Below are 20,814 nucleotides of genomic sequence, written 5' to 3'. Positions count from 1 at the left end.
AATCACCTTCCTGCCTCAGCTGTCTTTTTACCGAAAATCCCTTGAGGTCTTAGTAACAGGATGAAGATGATTGTAATAAAGGCTACTGCGTCACGATATCCTGAATCTCCGTAAGCTACAATCCCGGTCTCAGCTACACCAAGGAGTAATCCTCCTGCCATAGCTCCTTTAACATTACCCATACCACCTAAAATGATAATGGCTAATCCCTTAAGTCCCATCGATAATCCCATTTGAGGATTAACTGAGTTAAACGCCATCCCTACTAAGATCCCTGCTATTCCACCTAATACAGATGCGATAATAACAGTAGTCGTTATTGTTCGCTTTGTATTAACTCCTAGAAGACTTGCCGTTTCTAAATTTTCTGCGGTAGCACGTAGAGCTTTACCTGCTTTGGTTTTTGAAAGCCAATAGGACAGGACTATCATTAACGCAACAGAGATAACAAATATTATTATTTGCACAAGGTAAATAGTAATTGACCCGATTTGGAATTGAATCTCAGAAAATGCATTACGGAAAGGTTGGTTACCAGCTCCGAATATATGATGTGATAGATTCTCAAGTACAATAGATACTCCAATCGTACTTATTAAGGGAGCTAGATGTGATACGCCTTGCTTTCCTCTAAGTGGACGCAATGCGATTCGTTCAAGCATGTATCCTAAAATGGCAGTGACAGCTATTGCTCCGATAAATGCAACCCAAAGTGGCATTCCAAATACACTAGTCATTAAGACACCGATAAACGCACCTATCATAAAGATTTCTCCATGTGCCATATTAATGATACCAAGTACCCCAAAAACAAGAGTGAAACCAAGGGCAACGATGGCATATATACTCCCTAGTGTTATTCCATTTATTAGTTGTTCTATTAACAAGACATCACTTCCTTTGACTATTAAATTATTTCAAATTAACGGGGTGTAAGACTCCCACCTCAAATAGAAGAGGGAAAAGTGATTTTGACTAATGAAGTGGCAAAAGTAAAATACTTTTGCCACTTAGCATAGCTTTGAACTTAACTACTAATATAATTTCTTTAAAATCGACAAACTTTACTCAAATAATTGGAACTTACCGTCTTCAATTATGAGAACCGTTGGCTCCATGACAACATCTCCATCTTTATCAAAGGAGAATTTACCAAGCAGTCCATCTAAGTCTTTTATTTCTGCAAGAGCATCGCGAAGAGCGTCTCTATCTGCTTCTCCAGCATTTTGTAAGCCTTCTGCCATGATATATAATGCATCATAAGCTTGTGCTGCAAATTGGTCTGGTTTTTTACCATATTCAGCCTCATACTTTTTAACGAACTCTTGAACTTTTGGTTCGTCTTTATCGCCAAACCAAGGAGTTGCAACAATTAAACCATCTGAAGCGGCACCGGCAATATCAATAACTTGTGGAGAGTTAAAACCATTTCCGCCAATAAAAGGTACTTCTATTCCCATTTTTCTTGCTTGGTCCATGATAACCGCGCCTTCATTATAAAGTGCTGAAGCTAAAATTAAATCTGGATTAAGCCCCTTAATTTTTGTCAGTAGTGCATTATAGTCAGATTGACCTTTTTGGAAAGTTTCAATTGTTAAAACTTCAAGGCCCATTGCTTCTGCTTCTGCTTTCATTGTGTCAAATCCAGACTTTGTAAAAAGATCGTCATTACCATAAAGGATGGCAACTTTTTTAGCATCATACTTTTCAACCGCTTTTTCCAAAGCTGCTGGTATTGCTAGAGATTCAGGTATTGAATTTCTGAATACATACTCGCCAAGTTGAGGAATTCCTGCAGCTGTAGTAGAAGTTCCCATTATTGGAATGCCGTTTAAGTCAGCTTCAGGTGCTACAACATTCATTTCAGTACTTAAAGTTGGTCCTAATATTGCGATAATTTCATCATCACTCATTAGTTTTTGAGAAACTGTTAAAGCTTGTTCTTGCTTACCAGCTGAATCTTCAATAACTAGTTCAATTTCTACATCGCCTTTTTCATTAATTTCTTCTAAAGCTAAGTTAAAACCATTCGTGATTGCTTCACCATATGCAGCACCAGGACCAGTTAAATATGAAATAACCCCAATTTTTGCTGATACAGGACCATCAGTTTTTTCGCCTGTGTCATCATTAGTTGTTTTTGTATCATTGCCACATGCTGCTAATGTAATTAGCATAAAGATAGAAATTAATAGATACGCCTTTTTACCAATTTTTCTCATTTCTCTGCCCCCAAAGTTAATAAAATGTATATATCTATCTAGTAGATGATATATATATAGTTCTATTAAATGGTATTTACTCAATAAAGTAAATAGATTTTACGGAATTATTCGATTATTTATTATTTTAAACAAACAAATTAAGTTAATAGAGATATTGAATTACTATGGAGAATTATCATATAATACTGGTTAAAAACACTATAAATAGGATTTTTACCATTAATTTCATTTTTTGTATTTAGTGAAAATACTATTCAAAATTTGTATAGGTAACAATATGGCATCCAGTGTTATTTATATTAGTTATTAAATCCATGAGTAAAAAAGCTGTATTGAGAGAAAATAACAGAAAATGAATTGGAGGTGAACTTTTTTGAATAACAATCAAAATATTCAAGGTACATTTACAAAATCAGGAACAAATATTACTGATGTCAAAAGTAAAAATGAACAATCAGGTATGACCTATAATCAAGTAAAGAATGTTCTTGCTAATACAACTGGTAACAAAGATGAAGGGAACTATAGTCAAACTGATATTGCGAATGTTAAAAAGAATAATCAATAATTCATAATTGAAATTTAAAGGATAAAAGCAGATTCTCATTGCGGGTATCTGCTTTTATCCTTTGTAGATGCTAAGATAGAACTGAAGTAAGTGAGGTGGCAGTATGAATAAAACGATTGGTATATTTGCTCATGTTGATGCGGGTAAAACCACCTTTGCTGAACAATTACTTTTCCACACAAAAAGTATTAAGCAAAGAGGTCGAGTGGATCACAAAGATTCTTTTCTTGATAGTCATGATATTGAAAGGCAAAGAGGTATTACAATATTTGCAGATCAAGCAATTTTTTCTTATAAGGATTCAACATATTATTTAATAGATAATCCAGGTCATGTGGACTTTTCTCCTGAAATGGAGCGCTCAATTCAGGTGATGGACTATGCCATAGTGATTGTTAGTGCTGTCGAAGGCATAGAAGGACATACTTCGACGATTTGGCAGTTACTTAGAAAACACAATATACCTACGTTTTTCTTTATTAATAAGACAGATCGAATAGCAGCAGATGTTGAAAGCGTTCTGCAAGAAATTCATTCAGATTTAACAGCTAATGTTTATGATATAACTGACTCTTTTCAACAAGATGATATGACGGAAGCACTCATTGAGTTCGTAGCCGAGCGAGATGAAAAGCTGTTGAACTATTATATAGAAGAAGGATATCAAAAAGATTTATGGCTAAAGGCATTAAAATTAATGATTAAAGAAAATAAAATTTTTCCATGTTCGTATGGTTCAGCCTTACAAGATATAGGTGTAATCGAATTCTTGAATAGATTCGATCAATTAACCTCTACACATTATTCAAATGAAGATGCCTTTTCTGGAAGAGTTTATAAAGTTCGTCATGACGACAAAGGGACAAGAATTACTTTTATTAAAGCCTTGAACGGTACTATAAGCGTGCGAGATGAATTAACTTATGGAAATAATGAGCATAGAAACACAGGAAAAATTACACAAATTAGAGTATATAATGGAAGTAAATATAAAATGGTTGACCATGTAAAAGCCGGGGAGTTATTTGCTGTTATCGGATTATCAAATGCATTTACGGGTGATGGTTTAGGAACTTTACACGAAAAAGCCGTGTATGAAATGATACCCACATTAAAGTCCAGAGTGGTTATAGACCCATTGGTGCATATAAAAGACGCTTTACGAAGCTTTAAGATGTTAGATGTGGAGGATCCATCATTAAATGTTAGGTGGGAAGAGCGATTACAGGAAATTCATATTCACGTGATGGGGACTATTCAATTAGAAATCTTGAAACAGCTAGTAATGGAGCGGTTTCATTTTGAAGTATCATTTGAGGAGCCTAAAATTCTATATAAAGAGACGATAGAGTCGACGACAAATGGGTATGGTCATTTTGAGCCATTGAAACATTATGCAGAGGTTCATCTAAAAATAGAACCTTCTGAGAGAAATAGTGGAATCACATTTAATAATACATGTCATGCAAATGATTTAACTGTTGGTAATCAAAACTTAGTACGACAACATCTATTTGAAAAAGCACATAACGGAATATTGACAGGTTCACCCATAACGGACGTGAAAATCACTCTATTAACAGGGCGAGCAGATAATATGCATACTTCTGGCGGTGATTTTCGAGAAGCTACATACCGAGCATTGAGACAAGGTTTAGAAAAAACGTCAAACCATTTACTTGAGCCGTTTTATTATTTCAGAGTTAAAGTAGAGCTACATCAAATGGGGAAAGTATTATCAGATATTCAAATTGCATATGGCAGTTTTGATTCACCAAAAACAGAAGGAAATAAAGCGATATTGACTGGCAAAGTTCCGGTGTCAACCTTCATGAATTACGCTGCGGAGCTTGCTTCTTATACACAAGGAAAAGGCATGCTCAATCTGGTGTTTGGTGGTTATGATCGGTGTCATAACGAAGAACAAGTAATCGAGAGAATCGCTTACAATAAAAAAGCAGATCCTGAGTATAGCTCATCGTCGGTTTTTTGTTCAAAAGGAAAAGGTTATACCGTTTCATGGGAGCAGGCAGAAGCCAAAATGCATTGTTAATATTGAGACAAAGATTAAGAAAATAGAGGTATTGTTTATGAGTGAAAAAGAAATTGATCGATTGCTTCGTATTAAGACTGCCGGTACGCTGGAAGTGTTAAATCAATCAGTTCATTATAATCGCTATGAAGCAACACCCTACATGGCATTGGATGAATTTTTTAAGAACTATGAACTAAAAAAGACAGATAGAGTTGTGGACTTTGGATGTGGCAAAGGACGTCTTCCATTTTACGTCCATCACCATGCTCAAGTATCGGTTGTCGGGGTCGAGATGAGTGGAAAGCTCTACCAAGATGCACTTGAAAATCTTGATAATTACGATCCGAAAGGGAAAAAAAGGATAGATTCTTTGTACTTTGAAAGATGCCTTGCCCAAGAGTATGAAATCGATTCAAGGGATAATGTATTTTATTTCTTCAATCCTTTTTCAGTTCAAATATTCATGAATGTTGTCGGGAATATTCTTAAATCAGTCGATCAACATAAGAGACCTATCGACTTGATTTTGTACTACCCAACGACAGAATATGTCCAGTTTCTAGAAACAAGAACAACTTTCGAATTACTGAAAGATATTACTATACCAGGCTTGTACGAACAAAATGAAAATGAACGATTTCTTGTCTTTCAGCTTCCTGAAATCGAATAATGTATGGGTTTCACGTTTCAAATATGAAGTCTTTTTATGAAAGTGATAAGATAAATTCAGACCAATTTAAGATGAAAAGAGGACAGACCCAATGGATATAATAAGTGAACTTGATGGAGCGAAAGTGATTAAACAAACGAAAAACGATACGAATAAAAACTTAAGTAGTATGTTTTTTGAAGAAAAAGACGGTTCAATAATTGAAATATCAATAACCGCCTTAGCTATTGCAAAGTATGAAGAGGATGATGAGTACTATATATTTATGTGTGATCGAGAATGGGTAATTCAAGATGACCATAAGCTAGCATCAGTTGAGGAAGCGTTACTGTGGGTGGAAAAGAATTTTGATATAACTGAAGAAGAGTGGCTTTAGAAGTTATTTTCTATGAAAACACGAAAAATATAAATTAATCTTAAAAAGTTGGTTCATACATTGAACCAACTTTTTTATTTAATTAGGAATTTCAACATGTGTACTAGTATAATATGCACTCTTTACAGCGGTATTAAAATCGAATAAAGTAGAATACAGTCGAATAATACTTAAATTGAATACAATCATCATAAGACATAGACAGCAACTTATGAATCCTAGATTCTAGTCCTAAGTTTTCATTCTTTAGTTTGTCATAAGAAAGAGGGTATTTCATGAACTTATCAATTAAAATTGTTATTGCATTGATTTTAGGCGCAATAACAGGAGTTATGCTAAATTTATTTGCACCAGATTTATTCCCTCCTTTAGATACATATATTTTTACTCCTATAGGAAAATTATTTATAAATCTAATCACTATGCTCGTTGTGCCAATTGTTTTCATCTCTATCACTTTAGGCACTGCAGGACTAGGCGATCCTAAAAAGTTAGGTCGTATTGGATTAAAAACTATTGGATTCTTTTTAGTAACTACAACTATTGCAATAGTTATCGGATTAGGTTTAGCGTTTGTTCTTGAACCAGGTAATGCAGGTACATTCAATACCGAGGGATTAGAATACAGTGGAGAAAAGGCACCACCAATCTCGGAAACTTTGTTAAACATTGTTCCAAAGAATCCAGCACAAGCATTTGCTGAAGCAAACATGTTACAAATCATTGTTTTTGCCATTTTTATTGGTTTAGCTTTAACTATGTTAGGTTCGAAAGTAGCAAGAGTGAAAGAAGTTCTTGAACAAGGAAACGAAATTATGATGTATCTAGTAAACCTTGTCATGAAATTTGCTCCGTATGGTACGTTTGCACTTCTTGCTTCTGCTATTGGGATGCAAGGTGTGGATGCAATTAAAGCAATGAGTCTTTATATGGGCGTCGTTTTACTTGCGTTGGTTATTCATGGAGGAGTTACATATGGTTCAGCAATTTGGATTTTAGCAAAAAGAAATCCATTTCAATTCTTTAAAGGTTTTGCACCTGCTATGGGTGTTGCATTTAGTACCTCTAGTAGTAATGCAACGTTACCAGTATCTATGAGTGTTGCACAAAAAAATCTTAAGGTTCCAAAGTCTATTTCTAGCTTTGTACAACCTCTAGGCGCCACTATTAATATGGATGGTACAGCCATTATGCAAGGTGTGGCAACCGTTTTTATCGCTCAAGTGTATGACGTTGAGTTAACGCTTACAGCTTTAGTGATAATTGTATTGACAGCTGTTTTAGCAAGTATTGGAACAGCAGGTGTACCAGGTGTAGGCCTAATAATGCTCGCTATGGTTTTGAGCTCAGTTAACTTACCTGTTGAAGGAATTGCCTTAATTATTGGGATTGATCGCTTGCTTGATATGGCTAGAACTGCAGTTAATATTACAGGGGATGCAGCTTGTGCCGTCATAGTAGCAGAATCTGAAGAACGTGCTAATAAAGTAAAGGCTTAAACTTCATATGTTTGATTAAAAGGAGTTGGTTCCAGAAATGGACCAACTCCTTTTTATAAAGAGACAGACGGACGCTTACAGCAGAAATGTCCTCAGCCTTCTCAGGCCAACATGATGTTTGTCACGAAGGCGTTGCAACACGATGTGGCATTCTTAGTCTTCGTTCCAATTTGCTCCTGCGGGTCTTCCGCACGCTATTCCCGATGGAAAGTTATTGGACGAGTAACCGCAGTTGCACATGTTTTTCTTGCCGTCTTTCAAAGACAATTTCAAACTGATTGCAATGTTCAAATATAGGTGGAGAAAAAAGACTTATTTTTCTACAATTTTATAGAAGGGACTTATTAGACAGCCTTTTGTTTTATGTTTTAATAATAAGTGTGTATTACTATCTTTTTTCAATCGCCATTCGTAAGTTCGCGATGACTCCAAGAAGCAATATTAACGAACAAACTATTTTTTCAAAAGGTGTTCCTAACAATTGTTGTATAAACCCAAAAGACCAAAGTACAACAAAAAACCAACATATAGCGGTTATTCCTCTTTTGTATTTGTATAGCATTTTTCCGCCAATCATTAGCGTAAATACTCCTCCAATAATAGCAATAATAGTATTGATAATAGATATTGGTAGCTGAGTAGCGAAGGATTCAGACCGTCCACCATTAACCCACGACAATGGAATAATGCCGCTTATAATAAGGATATGGATTAAGATTGTCAAAGAGTAAAAACAAATCCCCATAAATACAGCCGTTTTCATATTAATTCTTCTAAGTTTTTTTAACATACAATCACCTCACTTCTTCCCGCTATCATTATATATAATCTGATAGTATTCTATTACTTTATCTTTTGCCGTATTGCCACGTGTTCCCTCTTAACCTCACCCTCACCCATAGTTGTTATTACTTTATTAATAGTTAGATTTCGGAAAGATATCAAATATCATCAACATTATTCTTTGACTGAGCCTTCTATAAAGTAATTGTCACTGCTAACTTTTAAAAGAAGTCTTGGATATAAAGTATGCAGAAAGAGGCTGAAATGGTATCTTCGGTCGAATATCTATTTAAAAGCAGCATCAATTGTCAGATCTTTAGTAAACCAAACCTTTATCCCTCTGCACGTCCAGGTTGCAAGGGAACGAATGGAGCAAGTCCATCCTCTTTATACTTTAGACCAAGGTGCAGGTGTCTGAAGCGGACTGCTAACTTTTATGAGTCATGAAGTCTGGCATGGTGTAACATTCAGGACTTATTAATCGTAAGAATGGTTACAAGTGTCTAGCTATATTGATTGAATGTGTTAAAGAACCGATTCAATCTTAATGAAACCTAATGAGTTTGATAGACTGAAATTAAGTAAAAGATAAAGTGTATATCGAAACGATAATTAAAAGATAAAGAGAGTTTGAGGACGTTGTAGTTAACTTACTTGACAACTATAAGTTACAAAAATATAATTACTTACATAAAGTAACCTTAAGGGAAAAGAAACTTTGTTAGTTTTAGTTTTTTATTGAGATTTCAAAAAGGGGATATTAATATGAGTAAAGTACAAACTGTTTCAAAACAAGCTCTTGCAGTATTAGAGGATAAAATTCAATTAATTCATTCAAGTCAAGGTTCTATATATTTGGTTGGGCCAATAAATCTACCCCTTAATTTGTTCGGGGAAACCGTCGTATTTCAATGGTATTGTTGGTTGCAAACGAAAGAAGAAAAAGAAGATATTCATCAAATCATCGACAAACTATCTTCTGCAAACCTAGCAGAATTTCAACAATCAAGTGTTCTCGTTTATGGTGATTTCGAACATGAAGAAGACGCCCTAATGAGAATGCATTCAATCTGTCATACCGGGGATATTTTCGGAAGTAAGAGATGTGACTGTGGCTATCAACTCAAAGAGTCAATGCAAATGATTGTGGACCATGGAGCAGGTGCTCTAATTTATTTAGCTAACCATGAAGGCAGAGGAATAGGTTTATTTAGTAAAGCAATGGCTTATATTCTTCAAGAGAATGGTTATGACACAGTAGAAGCGAACGAAGGTCTTGGTTTTGTTGATGACTCTCGTAACTATGATGATGCCATTCAAGTTTTAAAAACATTACGTTCGAAGCCAGTAACGCTGTTAACGAACAATCCTAAAAAAGTAGCCGCACTAATTGACGCTGGCCTCCCAATTTCAGGACGTACACCTTTGTGGGGAGATGTCTCGGAATTTAACGAGGCATACTTGCAAACTAAAATTAAGCGCTCTGGGCATCTAGAGGTAAAAGATGAAGGGACTTGTCCAAATGACTAACCACGAATTTTATATGGATTTAGCTATAAAAAATGCGCAAGCGATGAAAGGGCAAACAGACCCGAACCCTCTTGTAGGATCTGTTATTGTCACCGAAAATCGAATTGTTGGAGTGGGTGCTCATTTGAAAACTGGAGAACCACATGCAGAAATTCATGCAATTCGTATGGCAGGAGAGAACGCACGAGGTGGAACGATTTACGTGACACTTGAACCTTGCTCTCATCATGGGCGAACAGGTCCATGTGCAGTAGCCATTGTGGAAGCGGGAATAACAAAAGTAATCATAGCCACTCTTGACCCAAACCCAGTAGTATCAGGTAACGGCGTGAAAATCCTTGAAGAAGCAGGGATTGAAGTGATTGTTGGTGTTCTTGAAGAAACATCTAAAAAAATGAATGAAGTGTTTAATAAGTTCATTGTGAAAAAGACACCTTTCGTTACATTAAAAGCAGGAATTACATTAGACGGTAAAATTGCAACACATTCGTCTAATAGTAAGTGGATTACATCTGAAGAAGCTAGACATGATGTCCATCAGCTACGAAATGAGCATATGGCAATTTTAGTTGGAGTGAACACTGTGATTGCTGACAATCCAGAGTTAACAACTAGAATTGCAAACGGCCGTAACCCAGTTCGTATTATTTTAGATTCTACGCTAAAAATACCACTAGATCGTAAGGTCATTACAGACAAATTGGCTGACACATGGATTTTTACTAGCGAGAACTTCGACATAGAAAAAAAGTCGTTGTTAGAAAGCATGAGTATTTCTGTATTTCCAACTTCTGGTTCGAAGCATGTAAACCCAAAAGAAGTGATGCGGATTTTGGGTGAAAAAGGAATTTCATCTTTATTAATTGAAGGTGGAGGCACGATTAATGCAGCCTTTTTAGAAAATAAACTAATCGATAAAGCGATTATTTATATTGCACCAAAACTAATCGGAGGGCAACAAGCACCTACATTTTTAGAAGGATCAGGAATCGATAAAATGGCAGACGCGGTTGACTTACTGGATGCAGATATCATCAAAATCGGCAAAGATTTTAAGTTTGTCGGCTATCCAAGTTACAAAATATGATTAAGCAATTGAGGGATACTAGTATGAAATTTGGTTTTGATATCGACGATACACTGATTAGTCTAAGAGAACATGCCTTCCATATTTATAATAAAAACTTGAACAAAACCATCCCTATTGATGTTTTTCATGAAATAAAAAAAGTTGAAATTCATGAAGCATTTGGTCTTACGGCAGAGCAGGGTTTTAACATGTGGAACAGCTCCCTAGAAGAGATTTACTACACATCCTGCCCTCCTTATCCAGATGCGGTAGAAACATTGGTAGAACTAAGTAAGCAAGGGCATGAAATTTACTATATAACAGCTAGGCCTAGCGAGCATGGAGAACGTACGAAACAATGGTTGATAGAACAAGGTTTTCCTGTACAAGCAGAGAAATTTTTCTGTGGCATGAAAGATCAGGACAAGGTAAAAATCATTCAAGAGTTAAAGTTGGATTATTACTTTGATGACAAGCCAGATGTTTTGAACACACTTTCGAATGATTTGTTGAAAGTGTATGTTATGAATCAGTCGTATAATCAACATTTGACGATTCCAAGAATTACTAATTGGTCAGAGCTGAAAGAAATTATTAACAAATAAGATTTGATTGAATACTTCATTTTGTAGCTCATCAATTGGTTTGAATAATCTCATTTTACGAAACCGAGTATGTCATTGGTCAGAAAATGGTACAATACTTGTTAAAGGATTATTCTGTTCCATGCATGAATGTTTTCTTGTCCACAAATGGATTTTTATATAAAAGGAGATTGAATCAATTGACTAATAAAGTACAAAATGAATTGCCGGAAAATTACAATGAATTAAAAAAAGCTGCGAATCGAACGTCTAGTTGGAGAACGCGTTTTGATGCAGTAGAAGAGCTAGGTCAGTATAAGCATAGTAAAGTTATTGATGTTTTAACGACAAGAATGACTAAAGACCCGGTGTTTAAAGTGCAAGAGGCTGCTTATCGTCAGCTTAAAGGCTTAGGAGAGGATGTTCAACAACCTAAGCAAACAAAATTCGACATCATAAAAGGGACCTCTAAAATCTTGCTTCGTATTAAAAAGAGTTTGCCAGCAGATCATTCTTTTAAAGAGTTCGAAGAGAAATTTAAGAAAATGAGACTCGACGTATATGATGCTTACGAAGGTGAAAAAGGAGCAGGCTTTGATAAGTGGTTAGAAAATGAATGGGCTTCTTTGTTGAAAAAATAAGAAAATAAACATAAAAACTGATTGCAGCTTTCTGCAATCGGTTTTTTAGTTCTTAATTCATGGTGTTACCACGGATTCCATAACAGTTAATGTAAGATCAGCGGTATTCATCTTTACACTAGCTCCAATAGGAATAGCTGCCTTAAAGAGACCATGTGCTGATGATATATTGCTCATTAAAGGTTTTCCTAATGGTACTAGAAATTCATCGATGAGTGCATTGTATGTAACGCCGTAAGCAGGTTCGCAACTCGTGCATTCCCCCATTAGTATGCCAATGCAGTCGTCGAATTTACCGGCTAATTTCAAGTGACTTAAATAGCGATACACGGTGTTGATTGGTTCATGAGTTTCTTCAAGAAACAAGATTTTTCCTTCGGTATTAATTTCAAAAGAAGTGCCTAACGTGCCAACGAAAGAAGTAAGGTTTCCCCCAACAATAGGACCCGTTACATCTCCAGATACTTTGTTTACAAAGGGCATGCCAGGAGGGTTAGTAATTTCCCAAGGTGCCGCTATAGCAGAAGTAGCAGCAAAGAATTGATTAAAGTTATAAGCAGGCGTTCGGTTATTGAAATCAAGCAATAGTAAACTTTGAAATGTTATTAAATCTGAGTATTCATACAACGAATTTAGTAACACAGTTATATCACTGTAACCTGAAATAATTTTCGGGTTTTGAGTAATTACAGAGAAATTGAGGAATGGAAGGATACCGGCGACTCCAGTTCCTCCTCTAGTTGGTAAGATGCAGTTGACTTCTTTATTTTCAAACATAGCCATCAAATCAGATGCCCTCTCTTGAGGGGTACCTGCTAGGAACCCATTAGAGTTATATACTTGGTCTCCGATAACCACACTGAATCCCATATTTTCTAATGTAGCAATGCCTTCATTAATCGTGGTAGCATTTATAGGGCTACCTAATGTGACGATTCCAATAGTGTCACCTGATTGAAGTTGCTTAGGTTTTATCGGCATTTCATTATTCTCCTCCCTAGAACATAAATATTTTACATTGTATGGTTAAAGTAATAAATAAAGCACATAAATTCACAGGGATTTAGATGGCATAAATGATATTCAGTAGAAACAGATGTAGAATAGAGAAAAACAATTGATTGGGTGATTTCATGGGAAAAAATATACAGCTTAAAGTGAAGTCTTCTTTTGTTAAAAATATAAAAGCAGGCTATCCCCTCATAACAGAAGATGCAATTCTCAACATGAAAGACGTAAAAGAAGAAGGTACAATCATTGAGCTAGTTGATGATAATCAACGCTTTCTAGGAAAAGGGTATTATGGCAAACAAAACAAAGGTCGCGGATGGGTGTTAAGTCAAAATCAACATGAAATAGTAGATGTAACGTTTTTTGAAAAGAAATTGAAACTAGCAATTGAACATCGCACTTCTTTGTTTAATAATCCAAAAACCACAGCATTCCGTGTGTTTAACGGAGAGGGCGATGGAGTTGGTGGATGTACGATTGATTTTTATGCGGGTTACTATGTTATTAGTTGGTATAGTGAAGGTGTGTATAAGTTTAAGGACGACATTATTCAAGCATTAACAAAATTAGTCGATGTGAAAGGTTTATATGAAAAGAAACGCTTTGCATCACAAGGAACTTACATGGATGATGATGATTTTGTTTCAGGAGAGAAGGCACCTGAGCCTTTACTTATTAAAGAAAATGACATAAATTTTGCCGTGTATTTAAATGATGGTGCTATGGTCGGTATCTTTTTAGACCAACGGGATGTTCGTAAAACGATTCATGATTCTTATTCAAAAGGAAAGAGTGTGTTAAATACATTTTCTTATACAGGGGCATTTTCGGTTGCCGCAGTTCTAGGTGGAGCAACAAAAACAACGAGTGTGGATTTAGCTAACCGCAGTAAAAGTAAAACGATTGAGCAGTTCAGTGTAAATAGCATTGATTTTGAGGCGCAAGATATCATGGTGGAAGATGTTTTTCATTACTTCAAGTATGCAGTACGTAAACAATTAAAATTTGATTTGGTCATTTTAGACCCTCCAAGTTTTGCACGTTCTAAGAAGCATACATTTAGTGCAGGGAAAGATTATCCCGATTTACTAATGCAAGCTATTTCGATTACTGAGAAAAAAGGTGTCATTGTCGCATCATCTAACTGCAGTACGTTTGGAATGACTAAATTTAAAGGGTTTATTGAAAAGGCATTTAAACAAACAGGTAGTACATATAAAATTCGAGAAGAATTTTCTTTACCTGAAGACTATAAAACAATAGATGAATTTAAAGAAGGAAATTATTTAAAAGTAGTGTTCATTGAGAAACTCACCTAGTTTCACTTTTTAAATACTCACAAAATTAAGTCGTGTCAACATTATAATGTTGGCACTTTTTTATTTCTGAAAACCCAAAAATGTTTGTGTATTGAATAGTTTTAAGTTAATATTTTCCTAAAAGACCTAGAAGAGGTATTGCTCTTGGAACTAACAAAGCATTTTTTATTTAATTTATCTTTAATGATCGTATTGCTTTTCTTTTGTGTTATGTGGGCAGAGAAATCAGGTAAAGTGCGTTTGAACAAGGGCACAGCTTTATCATATTTTATTCTATCTTCAATACTATGTTTTATGTTTTCATACCAATTAAATGAAGAATTAATATTAGATTTGCGAATTGTTCCATTTATGGTAGGAGGTCTTTATCTTGGATTAAGTCCGATTTTAGGATTATTTATCATAATTACTAGAGGATTTCATGGATTCGATATTGGGTTCTTATCTTCGTTAATATTTTATGGTTTATTTAGCTTTTTAATATGGTGTATCTATCCATGGTTTTTAAAACTAACTTCAAAATGCAGAATACTTTTTTCAGTAGGTATAACTATTCTGGTAAGTTTGATCATATTAGTTATTCTCGAAATTCTAAATCTACATAATAATAAGCTGGATGTCTGGGTAGCCTACCTGTTTATCCCACCACTTGGGGTTGCAATGATTTCTTATATCATGGAGGTTATTGAAAAAAATATTCTTTTAAGACAACGCTTGTTAAAGGTAGAAAAATTGCAAGCAGTGGAGCAAATGGGAGCGGCAATATCTCATGAGATTAGGAATCCATTAACATCTGCAATGGGTTTTGTTCAACTTCTCGAAGATGATTCAATTGAAAGTAAAGATAGAACCCAATACCTCGCCATTCTAAAAGGAGAATTAGAATCTGCCGAAAGAGTCATACAAGATTATTTGACCTTTTCAAAACCGCAAATAGAATTAGTGGAAGAAATCGATGTGCATGTTGAGCTTCATCACGTGTTGAACTTACTTCAACCTATAGCTAATTTAAATTCTGTAGAAGTTTCGACCAAGTTTCCTTCTTGTGGATTGATTAAAGGGGACCGTCAGAAATTTCACCAATGTTTTATCAATGTAATGAAAAATTCAATTGAATCAATGCCAAATGGTGGCGTTTTGTCCATTGAGACAGTTTTCACTAAAAATAATGTGTTAATACAAGTTAAGGATACAGGCATAGGTATGACTGAGGAAGAGCTTGTACGATTAGGGGAACCCTACTATTCGACGAAAGGTACAAAAGGAACAGGTCTTGGTATAATGGTTGTTTTCAGTATAGTAAAAGCAATGAAAGGAACAATTAAGGTGCAAAGTAAATTCGGAGATGGAACGACTTTTCATATCTCCTTTCTTTCGTCGGTTACTGAATTACAGGAAAGTCTGTGAAGCATTAATATCATAAAGGTTTAAAGAAACAACTTAATCGGTTAAATAATTCAACAGACAAAGTGCAATGTTCTAGTGATTAGTATTCAATTGACTATGTGCATGGAGGTTGCAATATTTCCCGAGCGACGAGTGACCTAAGCAGCCAGGCGAGCGCAGGTTGAAACACACCTTAGGATTGGCATATACGAAAGACGCCGTTAAAGTGATAAAGTCACTTCAACGGCGTCTTTCGTTCTGGAGGGTATGGTTTAGTGGGTTAGCATCCAAAGCGACCCGGAAACCATTGTCGATACTGTATTATATTTTTTATGTGGGTACTTTCTTACAAGGAGCGGCATAATTGGCTGGCTTCTCATGAATTACGGTGTGTAAAAGTTCTCTGTAAAATAAGGTTGATTTTCATCGTTAAAAGCCACACCCACGCCAAGTAATTTAAAGTCTCGTTTTAATAAATTCTTGCGATGGCCAATAGAGTTCATTAATCCCTCATGTGCAAAAATACTGCTGGACTGACCATATGCTAAATTTTCACCAGCTACTGAATAATTAATGTCGTCCATAGTCATACGATCAAAAGGAGATTGCCCAGCTAAATTGGTGTGATTAAAGTAATTTTGACTCGCCATATCAAGACTATGTTTGTAAGCTGTCCCTCGAACCGTTGATTCCCATTTCACGGGAGGAACATTGTGATGTACACGGGCGGCGTTGGTTAAATCAAATAATTGAAACTCAAACCCTTCACGCAATGCATCACTAGTTTCACCATATAAAGAATTTTTTTCGTTTTCCAAACTGTCCGATATGATTTGTATAGCTGTGACGGTATTGTTTTCATGAACGTCATAAAAGACGGTAACATAAATATTTTCAATTAAAAATGTTTCCATTTCTCCACGATCATTTAAAATATAATTAATGTTCTCTTTTTGAATATGTTTGAGCGGCTCGCCTAACGTTTCTTGAACAACTGTCTTAGGACTATTTAATTTAATTCCGTAAGAAGAGGCAATTAAATCGTTATTAGTGAATAAACCATTCACTCGAGAAGAGTCATCAAAAGATACCATTAAAAAGTTTTGGTAATTGGTGTGAAAGGTGTGCCACTTAGACCCATATTCATTTAATGTCGTACGTTTTGCTTTACCTAGTTCTTTATTTACTGTCTCCAATTTGTCCCCAACTTGAATGTTATGAACTGAAAATAAACCATCAGTTGGCGTCGCTAATGTTGGTTTTTCTAATTGGGTAACAGGATCATAGGTGGATTTATTAACTTCATTAGTTAGCTTTGCGGGTAAAGTAGTTACTGTATTGGAAAGGTCATTTATCGTATTTTCAATAAAGGGTTGATTTTTAAAAAATTCATATCCTTTAATTACTTGTGCATCAATCGTATCTAAAAAGGATACGTCCACATAGTCACTTGCTGGCTTTTCCCAGAGTGGGCTTGTTAAATAGGCGATAAAAAGTAATGTGATGATGGTGCTTAGGTAACGCATAATTATTCCACTCCTTTCGGATTCCAATATGCGGCGCATTGCGTTGTCAACTTCAGCGTACATTAGAACGCACCGGTCTTCACTCATTTGTTTCTTAGCACTACTTGCTATATTGAAACCCTCAATTTATCGGCTTCCAATCTTATTATATGATATATAGTATAGATATCCCTAAAGTTTGCTCTTATCTAGAAATAGAATATCCATTTCTTGTGATATGAATACGTGAAGAGTAAGGCATTAGTATTAATTAAATTTGATAATAATTTAAAAGAGCTTAAGATAAAGTAGACTACAGAAAAGATAAAGGGTGGATTATGGATTCGATTATTCGATATATACAAGACATGGGTTTCTATATGGTATTAATTTTACCAGTCATTATTGCGGTACGTATTTTTCGAATGAAACGATTAAAAATGCAAACGAACTTCTTACGTGAGTTCGGCATTACACTGTTTTTTATGTTCCTTGTTGGCTTGCTATCTCAGACTATTTTACCCGCGGTAAGTAGCCAGGGAGGGGAAGTACAATTTACTAACGGGGATCATCAAGCAATAAATCTTGAACCTTTTCGGGTATTAACCGAGACTTATAATGCAATCAAGTACTTGGACTTATGGCAACCTTTTTTAATTAATTTCGTTGGAAATATTGTGATGTTCATCCCTATAGGTTTTTTTCTTCCATTATTGTGGAAAAAGTTTAATCGAGCTTGGCGAGTAATCGGTACTGCATTTCTTATATCAGTAGCTATTGAAATACTGCAACTTCCTCAAATGCGCAGTAGTGATGTAGATGACTTATGGCTAAATACTTTAGGGGCTTGCATCGGTTATATCATGTATAAAAGTCTTCCGAATATGGTCAAGAAAAGTTTTAACATAAGGCAAATTGGGTAACCATCGTGTGAGTCTATATTTAAATGAGTTTATCATCATGAACCCACTAGATGGACCGAAAATCGTGAAACTTATTGTCGATTTAGTCTAGTAAGACGTTTTCAAAATTATAGGTAAGCAGTTATATCAACTTTTAATAGATGAATTAATAGCAATTATTTAAACAGTTAGAAGTAGACCCTTAAACTATTGTTCGAAAAATGATATAATTTCTCATTGAAGCACTTATATGTATATGATAATTGTCTGGTGGATGTTATTTATTCATTCGTTAGTAACTAGAACATAGATCCTCATATCTATAGCTTCCATTTAAATAGAAAAGTGAATGCTCGGTTACAGCTATAATTCACGTTAATATATAAATACACAATATGTTTTGGAAAAGAGAGTTGATATACCATGACAACAAATCATTCGTTTTTACCTATATTACTTGGTTCAGATATGAACGCATACGGAATGGCACGTGCTTTTCATGAAGCTTATGGATTAAAACCACTCGTTTTAGGTCGTATGAATTTATCCGCAACACAAGATAGCAAAATTTTAGATTTTCAAGTTATTCCTAATTTAAATGAACAAGATGTGTTCGTTCCAGCTCTTTTAAAAGTGGCAAGTGAACATGCTGATAAAAAACTATTGCTCCTGGCCTGTGGAGACGATTATGCTAAATTAATTATCCAAAATAAAGAACAATTACAGTTACATTTTGCGGTACCATACATTGATGAAAAACTAATGGATCGTATCGTGTTAAAAGAAAATTTCTATAATATTTGTGAGCAATATGGATTTGCCTATCCTAAGACATCACTTTGTACCTTTAAAACAAAGGACTCATTTACCCTCGACTTTATGTATCCAATCATCATCAAAGCATCTAACTCTGTCGAGTATTGGAATTGTTCATTCCCAGGAAAGAAAAAAGTATTTTTGGCACATGATGAAGCAGAAAAGAATGCCATCATTGAAGCGATATATAAATCAACTTACAAAGATAATTTAACGATTCAAGAATTTATTCCGGGAGACGATTCTTACATGCGTGTTTTAAATGCGTATGTAGGTAAAGACGGAAAAGTCAAACTCATGTCTTTAGGTAACCCGATTTTAGAAGAGCATTCACCTGAAGGAATCGGAAGTTATGCAGCTATCATTAATACGTTTGATGAAGCATTACTTGACCGAGTGCGTGTTTTCTTAGAAGATATCGGCTACATTGGCTTCGCAAACTTTGATATGAAACTTGATTTACGAGATGGTGAATACAAGTTATTTGAGATTAACTTGCGAAATGGTCGAAGTAGTTACTATGTTACTGCAAGTGGTCACAACCTGATGAAGTATGTGGCAGATGATCATATGCTTAATATTCCACAAACGTTGACGTATGCGAAAGACAAGCATCTTTGGATGATCATTCCAAAAGGAGTATTATTTAAGTACGCACAAAACGATCAACTTAAACAGGAAGCAAAAGAGTTAATTGCTGCAGGAAAATTCACGAATCATTTGTTTTACAAAAAAGATTTCAATCCAAAGCGTTGGGCAAAATTAACGTTGAATAATTTAAATTACTATCGTAAGTATAAAAAATACTTTAACAATAAAGGTTTGTCTTAAATAATGAAAAAAAAAGTGTTAGGCATCATCGGAGGGGTCGGCCCGCTTGCAACGATGTTGCTAGGTGAAATGATTGTCAAACGTACAAAAGCAAAATCAGATCAACAACATGTCAATATGGTAATTACCAATAACACCAGCATCCCAGATCGTACGACATATATACTGGACCGATCAAAAGCTAACCCTGTGCCAGTCATGATTTCAGATGCTACTAAATTAATATCCATTGGAGCAGAAGTATTAGCTGTTCCATGTAATACCGCTCACTCATTTTATCAAGATATTCAACAGGGAGCGGGAATTCAAATGGTGCATATGATTGATGAAACAGCAAAACGAGCTGCTCAAATAGGTGCTAAAAAAGTCGGTATTCTTGCAACAACTGGAACATTGACTACTTCTGTTTATCAACTAGCATGCCAACGTGCAGGTGTTCAACCCGTTGTCCCAGATGAAGAAACGCAGAAATTGGTTATGTCTATCATTTATGATGATGTTAAAGCTTCGCAGCCTGTCGATTTTTTGAAATGGCAACAAATTATTAGTAAAATGGACGACCTTTCTTGTGATTATATGATTTTAGGGTGTACGGAATTATCGATTGTAAAAAAAGAATTAAATCTTGGTGATACATACATCGATTCTTTAATGGTATTAGCTGAAAGTTCCATTCTTGCATGTGGCTATGAATTGAATGATTAACTACACTGGTTCTTTGTCAAATGACTTTGGTGAAGAATTTTAGTCGGCTATAATTGATTTATTTATTTGTCGCGGGGCTGTCCAGAAAGTCAGTAAAACTGCTTTTTTAAGGCAGTCTTTTCTTACGTAGTTTATCAAGTATCCCGTTGCTTTCCGTTCCAGATGGACGCTTTCCGCGGGCACGGCTTCAGCCTCCTCGTCGCGAAAAACACGCTCCTGTGGGGTCTTCAGCTCGCGCTTTTCCCGCTGGAGTCGCCATCTTGCACTCCAAGCAACTAAAATTGCACGTTAAAATTGGATAAGAATATATAAATTGCCTGATCCAGTGACATGCTTAAAAGTAGGATTATGCTGCTTTT

General features: G+C 35.3%; 19 protein-coding genes. 14 read left to right on the top strand and 5 right to left on the bottom strand.

What is annotated here, in order from left to right; translation table 11 throughout:
• Window positions 1-2 precede the first annotated feature (2 nt).
• Both C406_RS0111065 and C406_RS0111060 read right to left on the bottom strand, forming a co-directional pair.
• A complete protein-coding gene (locus C406_RS0111065) occupies window positions 3-887 on the bottom strand; it encodes a branched-chain amino acid ABC transporter permease (RefSeq protein WP_017380690.1) in 885 nt (294 codons plus the stop codon).
• Window positions 888-1,064: 177 nt separating this feature from the next.
• A complete protein-coding gene (locus tag C406_RS0111060) occupies window positions 1,065-2,222 on the bottom strand; it encodes an ABC transporter substrate-binding protein (protein ID WP_017380689.1) in 1,158 nt (385 codons plus the stop codon).
• Between the two features lie 376 nt (window positions 2,223-2,598).
• Between C406_RS0111060 and C406_RS0111055 the strand changes: the two genes are divergently transcribed.
• From C406_RS0111055 to C406_RS0111035, 5 genes are all read left to right on the top strand, one after another.
• Window positions 2,599-2,793 carry a hypothetical protein gene (locus C406_RS0111055; protein ID WP_017380688.1) on the top strand — a complete coding sequence of 65 codons (195 nt, stop codon included), beginning with the start codon at window positions 2,599-2,601 and terminating at the stop codon, window positions 2,791-2,793.
• Between the two features lie 103 nt (window positions 2,794-2,896).
• Entirely contained in the window at window positions 2,897-4,846 is a 1,950-nt protein-coding gene (locus C406_RS0111050) for a GTP-binding protein (RefSeq protein ID WP_017380687.1), read from the top strand.
• 37 nt (window positions 4,847-4,883) lie between these two features.
• Window positions 4,884-5,498, top strand: coding sequence for a methyltransferase (locus C406_RS0111045; protein WP_017380686.1), 615 nt, complete (start codon window positions 4,884-4,886; stop codon window positions 5,496-5,498).
• 91 nt (window positions 5,499-5,589) lie between these two features.
• Window positions 5,590-5,874: a hypothetical protein gene (locus C406_RS0111040; protein ID WP_017380685.1), complete on the top strand. Its 285-nt coding sequence runs from the start codon at window positions 5,590-5,592 to the stop codon at window positions 5,872-5,874.
• 275 nt (window positions 5,875-6,149) lie between these two features.
• Window positions 6,150-7,373: a dicarboxylate/amino acid:cation symporter gene (locus C406_RS0111035; RefSeq protein WP_017380684.1), complete on the top strand. Its 1,224-nt coding sequence runs from the start codon at window positions 6,150-6,152 to the stop codon at window positions 7,371-7,373.
• Between the two features lie 388 nt (window positions 7,374-7,761).
• Here the strand turns inward: C406_RS0111035 and C406_RS0111030 are convergent, their stop codons facing one another.
• Window positions 7,762-8,163, bottom strand: a complete 402-nt coding sequence (locus C406_RS0111030; RefSeq protein WP_017380683.1) for a hypothetical protein — start codon at window positions 8,161-8,163, stop codon at window positions 7,762-7,764.
• A 758-nt stretch (window positions 8,164-8,921) separates the two neighbouring features.
• On the opposite strand from C406_RS0111030, the gene C406_RS0111025 reads away from it, so the two are divergent.
• The 4 genes from C406_RS0111025 to C406_RS0111010 all read left to right on the top strand — a co-directional run bounded on the left by C406_RS0111025 (window position 8,922) and on the right by C406_RS0111010 (window position 11,980).
• The gene (locus C406_RS0111025) at window positions 8,922-9,686 is read left to right on the top strand and encodes a GTP cyclohydrolase II (protein WP_017380682.1); all 765 of its coding nucleotides are present in this window, start codon (window positions 8,922-8,924) and stop codon (window positions 9,684-9,686) included.
• Complete coding sequence (gene ribD / locus C406_RS0111020) at window positions 9,679-10,773, top strand: bifunctional diaminohydroxyphosphoribosylaminopyrimidine deaminase/5-amino-6-(5-phosphoribosylamino)uracil reductase RibD (RefSeq protein ID WP_026045676.1); 1,095 nt, start codon at window positions 9,679-9,681, stop codon at window positions 10,771-10,773. Before C406_RS0111025 ends, ribD begins: the two co-directional genes overlap by 8 nt.
• 23 nt (window positions 10,774-10,796) lie before the next feature.
• The gene (locus C406_RS0111015) at window positions 10,797-11,360 is read left to right on the top strand and encodes a 5' nucleotidase, NT5C type (RefSeq protein WP_017380680.1); all 564 of its coding nucleotides are present in this window, start codon (window positions 10,797-10,799) and stop codon (window positions 11,358-11,360) included.
• 179 nt (window positions 11,361-11,539) lie between these two features.
• Window positions 11,540-11,980 carry a HEAT repeat domain-containing protein gene (locus tag C406_RS0111010; protein ID WP_017380679.1) on the top strand — a complete coding sequence of 147 codons (441 nt, stop codon included), beginning with the start codon at window positions 11,540-11,542 and terminating at the stop codon, window positions 11,978-11,980.
• A 57-nt stretch (window positions 11,981-12,037) separates the two neighbouring features.
• Here the strand turns inward: C406_RS0111010 and C406_RS0111005 are convergent, their stop codons facing one another.
• Window positions 12,038-12,961: a S66 peptidase family protein gene (locus C406_RS0111005; RefSeq protein ID WP_017380678.1), complete on the bottom strand. Its 924-nt coding sequence runs from the start codon at window positions 12,959-12,961 to the stop codon at window positions 12,038-12,040.
• 152 nt (window positions 12,962-13,113) lie between these two features.
• Here C406_RS0111005 and C406_RS0111000 point away from each other — a divergent pair, with 152 nt between their 5' ends.
• Together C406_RS0111000 and C406_RS0110995 are read left to right on the top strand one after the other, a co-directional pair.
• A complete protein-coding gene (locus tag C406_RS0111000) occupies window positions 13,114-14,310 on the top strand; it encodes a class I SAM-dependent rRNA methyltransferase (RefSeq protein WP_017380677.1) in 1,197 nt (398 codons plus the stop codon).
• A gap of 144 nt (window positions 14,311-14,454) precedes the next feature.
• Window positions 14,455-15,717, top strand: coding sequence for an ATP-binding protein (locus C406_RS0110995; protein ID WP_017380676.1), 1,263 nt, complete (start codon window positions 14,455-14,457; stop codon window positions 15,715-15,717).
• A gap of 362 nt (window positions 15,718-16,079) precedes the next feature.
• On the opposite strand, the gene C406_RS0110990 is transcribed toward C406_RS0110995, so the two are convergent.
• A complete protein-coding gene (locus tag C406_RS0110990) occupies window positions 16,080-17,222 on the bottom strand; it encodes a CAP-associated domain-containing protein (RefSeq protein WP_017380675.1) in 1,143 nt (380 codons plus the stop codon).
• A gap of 317 nt (window positions 17,223-17,539) precedes the next feature.
• Here C406_RS0110990 and C406_RS0110985 point away from each other — a divergent pair, with 317 nt between their 5' ends.
• The 3 genes from C406_RS0110985 (at window position 17,540) to C406_RS0110975 (ending at window position 20,455) form a co-directional block, all read left to right on the top strand.
• The gene (locus tag C406_RS0110985; protein ID WP_017380674.1) at window positions 17,540-18,124 is read left to right on the top strand and encodes a VanZ family protein; all 585 of its coding nucleotides are present in this window, start codon (window positions 17,540-17,542) and stop codon (window positions 18,122-18,124) included.
• Window positions 18,125-18,526: 402 nt separating this feature from the next.
• Window positions 18,527-19,750: a carboxylate--amine ligase gene (locus C406_RS0110980; protein ID WP_017380673.1), complete on the top strand. Its 1,224-nt coding sequence runs from the start codon at window positions 18,527-18,529 to the stop codon at window positions 19,748-19,750.
• Between the two features lie 3 nt (window positions 19,751-19,753).
• A complete protein-coding gene (locus C406_RS0110975; RefSeq protein WP_017380672.1) occupies window positions 19,754-20,455 on the top strand; it encodes an aspartate/glutamate racemase family protein in 702 nt (233 codons plus the stop codon).
• The last annotated feature ends 359 nt before the right edge of the window (window positions 20,456-20,814 follow it).

It is taken from the genome of Paenisporosarcina sp. TG-14 (genome assembly GCF_000297555.1).
Classification (GTDB): Bacteria; Bacillota; Bacilli; order Bacillales_A; family Planococcaceae; genus Paenisporosarcina; species Paenisporosarcina antarctica.
This window is presented reverse-complemented; position numbering and strand designations above follow the sequence as displayed.